Source organism: Hydrocoleum sp. CS-953, from assembly GCF_002260545.1.
Classification (GTDB): domain Bacteria; phylum Cyanobacteriota; class Cyanobacteriia; order Cyanobacteriales; family Microcoleaceae; genus Trichodesmium.
Genome location: NZ_LGSU01001206.1, coordinates 1 through 7,920, shown reverse-complemented (window position 1 = coordinate 7,920; position 7,920 = coordinate 1). Strand labels below are relative to the sequence as shown.

Here is a 7,920-nt window from a genome sequence, read left to right as displayed (position 1 = left end):
ACTCTTACCTGTTGCCTGTTGCCTGTTGCCTCTTGCCTAAAAAGCAGTAAGATTTTTGCCACGAATCAAATAGGATTGCTATATATGTGGCTGTTATTTTAATTTAATAGACTACATTATATTAACAGACAAAATTATAGGTGAACCTCAATTTCTTCCTGAAATTGTAAGTAAAGCTTATGAATGCTTGAAAACTGAAAAAGCTAAACGTCAAAACATGAAAATGGGCAAAATTAAATCTCGCTATAGCAAAACAGTTGGAAACTATTACACTTCATTTGGTTGTCCTTATTGCGATGCAATATTTGGAAATCATTTTTATTTTCAGGAAATTTGCAATCTTAAGCATGAAGATGTTCAATATATTGATTTTGAAACAACGGTTAATATCTCTTCCGAAAAACTAAATATTCCTCATTGGTGCTATTCTCCAACTAAAGATTTTTGTTGCAACTACTAAATTGGATTTATTTACTTATACAGACATGACTAAATTACTAGGAAAAGTATATATTGTTGGAGCTGGACCCGGAAGTAAAGAATATTTGACTGTCAAAGCATATTCTCTAATTATTCAAGCAGAAGTCATAATTTATGATGCCTTAGTTGATGACTCTATTTTAGAATTAGCACCAGAAAATTGTTTAAAAATAGAGATGGGTAAACGTGGGGGTAAACCCAGTATTTCTCAGTCAGAAATTAATAGCTTGTTAGTAGAAAAATGTCGTTTAGGCAAACAAGTAATCAGACTAAAAGGAGGAGACCCTTTTATTTTTGGTCGTGCTGCTACAGAAATTCAAGCATTAATTGAAGCTGGTTGTAAATTTGAAGTTGTACCAGGAATTTCTTCTGCATTAGCTGCACCTTTACTGGCAAATATTCCTCTGACAGATGCAGTAATGAGTAGAGCTTTTGTAGTCTTAACTGCTCACGATATAGAAGCATTAGATTGGGAAAAAATATCTCAGATTGAAACTTTAGTAATTTTAATGGGAGGAAAAAATTTAGGTGAAATTGTACATCAGTTATTAAGACATGAAAGAAAACCTGAAACTCCTGTAGCTATTATTCAAAATTCTGCGACTCCTAAACAACAAATTTGGATTGGTACTTTGAAGGATATTGCTAAACAAACTTATGCTGAATATTTGTCTCCTTGTGTGATAATTGTGGGAGAAGTAGTCAGATTAAGAGATTATTTACAATATCCAAATAATATGGTTAGAGAAAAGTCAGAAGCAAAAGCAGAAATAGCACCTTTAGCAAATAAAACTATTTTAATAACTCGTTCAGCAGGTCAGTCAAGTAAGTTTACCGAACTTCTAAAAAAGGAAGGAGCAAAAGTAATTGAAATGCCAGCTTTAGTTATTACTCCTCCTTCAAGTTGGCATGATTTAGATGTGGCTATTAATAATATAGATAGTTTTGATTGGTTAATTCTGACTTCTACAAATGGAGTAGATTATTTTTTTGAAAGATTGGCAGAAAAAGGTAAAGATAGTCGTGCTTTAGCTGGGGTAAAAATAGCAGTAGTTGGTAAAAAGACGGCAGAAAGTTTGAAGAGTTTTGGTCTAGCACCAGATTTTATTCCACCTAATTTTGTTGCTGATTCTTTAGTGGCAAATTTTCCTGAAAAATTGAGTGGAAAAAAGGTTTTATTTCCCAGAGTAGAAACTGGTGGTCGGGAAGTTTTAGTGAAGGAATTAAATAGTCAAGGTGCAGAAGTAATAGAAGTAGCTGCTTATGAATCTCGTTGCCCAGAAAATATTGTACCCGAAGCTTTGTTAGCTCTACAGAATTTGCAGATAGATATTATTACTTTTGCTAGTTCTAAAACTGTGAGAAATTTTTGTTATTTAATTTCAGAAAATAAGGATAAGTTAACCGAAAATTGGTTAGAAAATATTTGTATTGCTTCTATCGGACCTCAAACTTCTCAAAGTTGTCACAGTTTATTAGGTAGAGTAGATGTGGAGGCTAAAGAATATACATTAGATGGGTTGACTGAAGCTATTATTAAGTGGGTGGGAGTGAGAAATTGACATACTCCCCGGCGTAAACGCACGGGGATTCTCCTGAAACCAGGATTCTTGCTTCAATGAGTACACTTAAACTAAACACCTTACGGCATCTAGTCCAGAGATGGTTCTCTCCCCAAGCGTTCGCTCTATTGCCTCTTGCCTCCTGCGGAGGAGCTGCGCTAACAGAGGAGCTGCGCTAACAAGAGCCTGTTCCCGTATGTCCTACGGTACAGTTTAAACCTTAAAAAAACTTTGGTTCTCTGATACTTATTGCTTAGAGCTTTTCCATACACAAGCATTCGGAGTGCAAAACCCCCTAACTCTAGTTTTTAAGGTGCAAGGAGTGCTACGATTAGTAGCTAGGTTTTTAGAGCGGTTGAATACCTTTGCCGCTTTTATAACTATAAACATAAAGTTGCCCTAAAAGGACAAGGCTTTAAACCCAATTTTTCGGTAAAAGCTTGTCCTGGAGAATTTAGGATCTACTTTAGTTTTCAGCTCCCTTTCCACTGCTCGTCCTTCAGACTCTATACCTAGAGCTTCTCGCCGACCTAGCTAAATTAACTCTGAGGAGCTTGTACTATTCCAGTCCCAATATTATTTATTTCCTGACCAGAAGCAAGAGACTTAAGTGTTCCGCTGGAAATCAGTCGTGACATTAATACTTGATCATTAACCCGCCCTGTCAACGCTAATTGACGTTGTGCCCATAAAGCTGCAACTCCAGCAACATGAGGTGTGGCCATGCTAGTTCCACTCAAGCTACTAAACCCACCACCTACTTTGGCTGATATTACATCCACCCCAGGAGCACAGATATCGACTTGGTCATTAGAAAACCTGGCTACAGAAAAACCACTAGCACTTTCTTGTAAAGCTCCCACCGCAATTACCCCTGTTCCAGCAGCAGGCGGAGCTACCGAAACCTCATAACTGGGACGGTTACTTTCATTTCCTGATGCAGCTACAATAATTGTTCCCTGAGCAAACAACCCATTAGCTTGGACGAAGCCGGATAGTTGTGTGAAAAGATTGATATTGGCACGATATCCCTCCAAAGCAATTGAGGTAGCAGCTTCTATTTGCAGTCCTCTGTCAATCAAATTTCTTACATACCCAGGGAAATCAATACCAAGGGACATTGAGATCACGTGAGCCCCTTCATTGACTGCCCATTGAATGGCTTTAGCGATGGTGGGCGATGACCCTCCTCCTGATCCTAAAACTTTACCAATCAAGGCTCGCTTGATGTTACGAGCAACACCAATACGAGTTCCCTCAACATCTTGACCAAAGATTGTCCCAGCACAGTGAGTTCCATGACCATTTAGATCGTTATCCGAATCAGTTGTAAAGTTCTTTTGAACTAGGTCAACCCCAGTAAAAGCTGGATGAGAAGGATCGATTCCTGTATCAAGTACGGCCACAGTAATGTTGCTACCATCGAAGGGAGAACTATTTGCACCAACAGCTTCTATCCCCCAGGTAGAACCAGTAGTCGGAGTAGCTACGTCCTTTGATTCTACAGGTGCAATTAATTTCAAGGGCAAAGCTGGTGCAAGGGCACGGGTTTGAGGGTCACGCCGTAGGTCATTACGTTCGGAGTAACTAAGTTCTGTTTCCTCAACTTCCAGTTGTTCAGGAGCTAATTCAAAAGTCCTAGCACCTCTTCTGATCCCTAAATTATCTGTTGTCGGTACTAGAATTTCTCGGCTTCGGAGGATGATATATTTGATTCCTTTTAACATAAATTTTGCTCCTTTTGAAATTAATTTCACGAATTCGGTAATAACTCCGCTAGTCCTAAATATGAAATATGTAAGGATAGAAGGTAGTGACTTCTGCTGTACAATACCTAAACAATTCCGGCAAAACTTGGTAAAATATCGGTTTTGCCAGTCAAAGATGTTTGCTTCTTGCTTCAACCTGGTCGGTCGGCCTCTTCCAGTTCACAAGCGTAAATTCGGGTACAGCCTACCCTACTTGATTGATTAATGTCCCCATACTGAGATAACACCAGTGCCGCATTTAAGTCCCGGTCTATTCTCATTCCACAGTGAGGGCAGTTAAAAGTACGGTCTTTTAACTTTAATTGTTGATTAATACGACCGCCATTATGACAAGTTTTGGATGATGGAAACCACAGGGGGGCTAGCACTACAGTTCCACGAGAGCTTACGATTTTGGTTGTCAATCGTTGTCTAAATTGATACAATCCAAGCCTTGCTATTGATGCTGCCAATTTACCATTTTGCATCATCCCTTGAACGTTTAAACTCTCTAAGCAGACGTCCCGAGGCCGAATCAAAGATTACGGCGCGGGCTTCTTAACCTCGCAGTTAAGCATTTCTGCGTAGCATTTACCTATGAGCTGAAGCTCACCTGGCAGTACGCTATTAGCAGACAGTTTCCATCCCCCGTTGCCCACGGGTACTAATTCCAAACCCCGTCATCTCACCATTATTATCTATTATATATGTAACAAAAAAGACTGTCCATTAATTCAATTACAGGCTCAAGTCCTCAAACCTATATCAGATAATACTTCTGGTTGTTGCAATCGCCAAATTTGTGATAAATACAGGATTAGTATTACTTTTCAGACATGGTGTAACGTAAAACGATCCAAGTCAATGTACAGCCTAATATATAGTACAAAAAATCCCACCAGACAAAAGTATTTCCTAACAACAGCCTGCCAATTAAAGTAGCTCTAATAGCTTGTAAAAAAGGTGGTTTCCATAATTGGAGAAATTCTAGAAATGAGGTGATAATAAAAACCCAAAAAGCTACCCAACCTGGTGGAAATTGAGGTCGAATAAAAATCACTAATAAAATCCAGAATGCTTCATAAAAAATTGAACTAAAAGAATTATTCAGCCATTCAGAAAACATTCCCTGATAGAACTTAGTTGCCAAACCTAAAATTACAGTAAAAATCAAACATACTAAAATAATATTTCTGTATTTTTTTGTCATATTAATCTACATTCCCCAAGCCAAAACGAAGTATAAAAAATTAGGAGTGAGGAGTCAGAATTAAAATTGTACAATTGCTCCTAACTTCTGAATTCTCAATTCTAAATTCTGACTTCTAATTATATGCTGCAGGTACAGAATAATCAGTCAATAGCCACCTAGAATAACCTTGATGATAGGCATCAATATAAACTAATTGTTGTCTTAATTCTACTAAACCTAACTTATTCATTCCCACTTCTGGAAATTCATTTAATCCAGCTTTTGCTCTAAAACAACCATCTTCAAATCCTATAGCTTGCAAATACATTTCACTTTTATTCATACTGAGGTAGTCACCTAAGTCAATTTGAAACTGTAGATAACCGCGTAGATAAGCATCAGCATAAATTTTCTGTTCTACTCTTTCTACTATATTTCGTTTCTGAATTCCTGCTTCTATGAATTCACCTAAACCAGATTTAGACCTCTGATAACCATCAATAAAGCCTTTAGCTTCAAGGCTATTTCTTGTTTCTATAGAGACAATTTTACTCCTGATTTATCCAGCAAAAATTGGGTTCTCAATAGCTATTAGAGAACTCAGCAACAGAAATGTTTTCCCGAAAAAAATAAAAAATTTATGCAAGATTTTTTTTGTTTTTATTCCTATGCTATATAACGAGAAAATATTTTTTGAATCAAGCAAAAACAACAAATAAATAGTATTCATATAAGCTGAGATAATCTTTTTGCTAGTATTATGATTAAACCTTAATATTTATGTTTAAAACTCGCTGCAATTATTGATAAGATTTACAATTCCAAAGCTAGCAACATTAACATTACATCAAGTCGGTTGAATTATCATAACAAAAACCTTATTCTCAATATTTTGGGCAGGTCTCCTCCCTATAGGGGTTTGATTCCCAGACCCCGAATCCCTACTTTTTACCAATTTCCAAATTTTCAATAATCTATGCTCCATAAATAAGGAAGAATTAAAAATAATTATAAGGAGCTACATTACTAATCTTAGCAGTTATTGGCATCATACCTGAGAGCTGATCGGTGAGCTAGCTGTTTGCGGATCATTCTGGTACGGAAATGCTTAATATCTTTCTTTTTCCTTTTCTAGGGAATAGCAAAACAAGAGTAGCTAAATTAAAAATATATAACCATCATGTCACAAACTTTTCCAAATCCAAAAGTAAGCGTAATTATTCCTGTTTATAACTGTGAACTCTACATCGCCCAAGCAATTGAAAGTGTCTTGAATCAAACTTATACTGACTATGAAATTATTGTTATAGATGACGGTTCTACAGATAATACCTATCAAGTCTTACAGCCATACATGAAAAAAATTCGTTATTTTTATCAAGAGAATAAAGGATTATCTGCTACTCGTAACCAAGGCATAAAAATGGCAAAAGGAGAATTAATTGCTCTCCTGGATGCTGATGATTTATTTCTCTCTTTTAAGCTTCAAGAACAAGTAGCTATTTTCGATGTTCAAACAAGTATAGGTTTGGTACAAAGTGGGTGGCGGGTTGTGAATGAAAAAGGAGAAAAAATTCAAGATGTTGAACCTTGGCATAAGTCTCCAGAATTAGACTTAGTAAGTTGGTTAAAATGGAAAGCTACTAATCCTAGCGGAATGATGTTTCGTAAAGAATGGTTGAAAAGAGTAAATGGGTTTAATGAAGAGTTACGCAGATTAGAAGATTTTGACATTGTAATTCGATTAGCTTTAGCAGGTTGTCAAGCCATTTGGTTTCCCAAAGTTGCGGTCTGTTATCGTCAACATAGTGGTAATATGACGCGAAATTTACTTGCTCAAATAGCAGTAGAAGAAAAAATTTTAGATGAACTTTTTTCTAATCCTAATCTCCCTCCAGAAATTGAACATTTAGAAAAGGAATTACGCTACGGTTCTCTGATTTGGAATTGTTGGTGTTTATATAAATCTGGCTACTTTGCTGAAATGGTTGATTATTTGCATAAATCTTTAAAGTTTTCTCCTGTTTCTGTGCTTAAAACTATCTGTGAGTGGTTATATTATTTTCACTATTATGCTTCTCTAGAAAACTATTCATTTAATTCAGTTTCTTTGAATCAAATACCAGAGTGGCAACTTTTAATAAATAAAATCATGCCAAATGGTTTACCACTGGTTAGCGTAGTTATTCCTACTTTTAATAATGGTGATTATATTCTTAAAGCTATTGAAAGTGTTTTGGATCAAACTTATACTTTTTGGGAGATTATTATTATTGATGATGGTTCTACTGATAATACTTACCAAGTTTTAGAATCTTACCTCAATCAAATAGACTTTTCCCAAAACTATCCAACAGGAAATAGACAGCAGGAAGCAGGAAGTAATCAAATTCTAACTTCTGAATTCTTGCAAAACTCCCCAACAGGAAACAGACAACAGGAAGCAGGAAGTAGTCAAATTATAACTTCCGACTTTTCCGAAAACTCCCCAACAGGAAACAGACAACAGGAAGCAGGAAGTAGTCAAAATTTAACTTCCGACTTTTCCCAAAACTATCCAACAGGAAATAGACAGCAGGAAGTAGGAAGTAATCAAATTTTAACTTCCGACTTTTCCGAAAACTCCCCAATAGGAAATAGACAGCAGGAAGCAGGAAGTAGTCAAAATTTAACTTCCGACTTTTCCCAAAACTATCCAACAGGAAATAGACAGCAGGAAGTAGGAAGTAATCAAATTTTAACTTCCGACTTTTCCGAAAACTCCCCAATAGGAAATAGACAGCAGGAAGCAGGAGAAAATTTTCAGAAAACAGGAAGTAATCAAATTTTAACTTCCGACTTTTCCCAAAACTATCCAACAGGAAACAGACAGCAGGAAGTAGGAGAAAATTTTCAGAAAACAGGAAGTAGTCAAAATTTAACTTCCGACTTTTCCGAA

At 36.4% G+C, this 7,920-nt stretch carries 7 protein-coding genes; 3 read left to right on the top strand and 4 right to left on the bottom strand.

Going from position 1 to position 7,920, the window contains the following annotated elements:
* Positions 1-187: 187 nt before the first annotated feature.
* The gene (locus AFK68_RS19990) at positions 188-460 is read left to right on the top strand and encodes a hypothetical protein (RefSeq protein ID WP_094674476.1); all 273 of its coding nucleotides are present in this window, start codon (positions 188-190) and stop codon (positions 458-460) included.
* 25 nt (positions 461-485) lie between these two features.
* The gene (gene cobA, locus AFK68_RS19985; protein WP_094674478.1) at positions 486-2,042 is read left to right on the top strand and encodes a uroporphyrinogen-III C-methyltransferase; all 1,557 of its coding nucleotides are present in this window, start codon (positions 486-488) and stop codon (positions 2,040-2,042) included.
* A 539-nt stretch (positions 2,043-2,581) separates the two neighbouring features.
* Here the strand turns inward: cobA and AFK68_RS19980 are convergent.
* From AFK68_RS19980 to AFK68_RS19965, 4 genes are all read right to left on the bottom strand, one after another.
* Positions 2,582-3,769 carry a S8 family serine peptidase gene (locus tag AFK68_RS19980; protein WP_094674474.1) on the bottom strand — a complete coding sequence of 396 codons (1,188 nt, stop codon included), beginning with the start codon at positions 3,767-3,769 and terminating at the stop codon, positions 2,582-2,584.
* Between the two features lie 173 nt (positions 3,770-3,942).
* Positions 3,943-4,278: a zinc ribbon domain-containing protein gene (locus tag AFK68_RS19975; RefSeq protein WP_256386612.1), complete on the bottom strand. Its 336-nt coding sequence runs from the start codon at positions 4,276-4,278 to the stop codon at positions 3,943-3,945.
* Positions 4,279-4,613: 335 nt separating this feature from the next.
* Positions 4,614-5,000 carry a DUF2809 domain-containing protein gene (locus AFK68_RS19970; protein ID WP_094674470.1) on the bottom strand — a complete coding sequence of 129 codons (387 nt, stop codon included), beginning with the start codon at positions 4,998-5,000 and terminating at the stop codon, positions 4,614-4,616.
* 115 nt (positions 5,001-5,115) lie between these two features.
* A complete protein-coding gene (locus AFK68_RS19965) occupies positions 5,116-5,325 on the bottom strand; it encodes a hypothetical protein (protein WP_094674468.1) in 210 nt (69 codons plus the stop codon).
* 837 nt (positions 5,326-6,162) lie between these two features.
* On the opposite strand from AFK68_RS19965, the gene AFK68_RS19960 reads away from it, so the two are divergent.
* Positions 6,163-7,920: glycosyltransferase (locus AFK68_RS19960; protein ID WP_143438065.1), on the top strand; the 1,758-nt coding region annotated here is incomplete at its 3' end.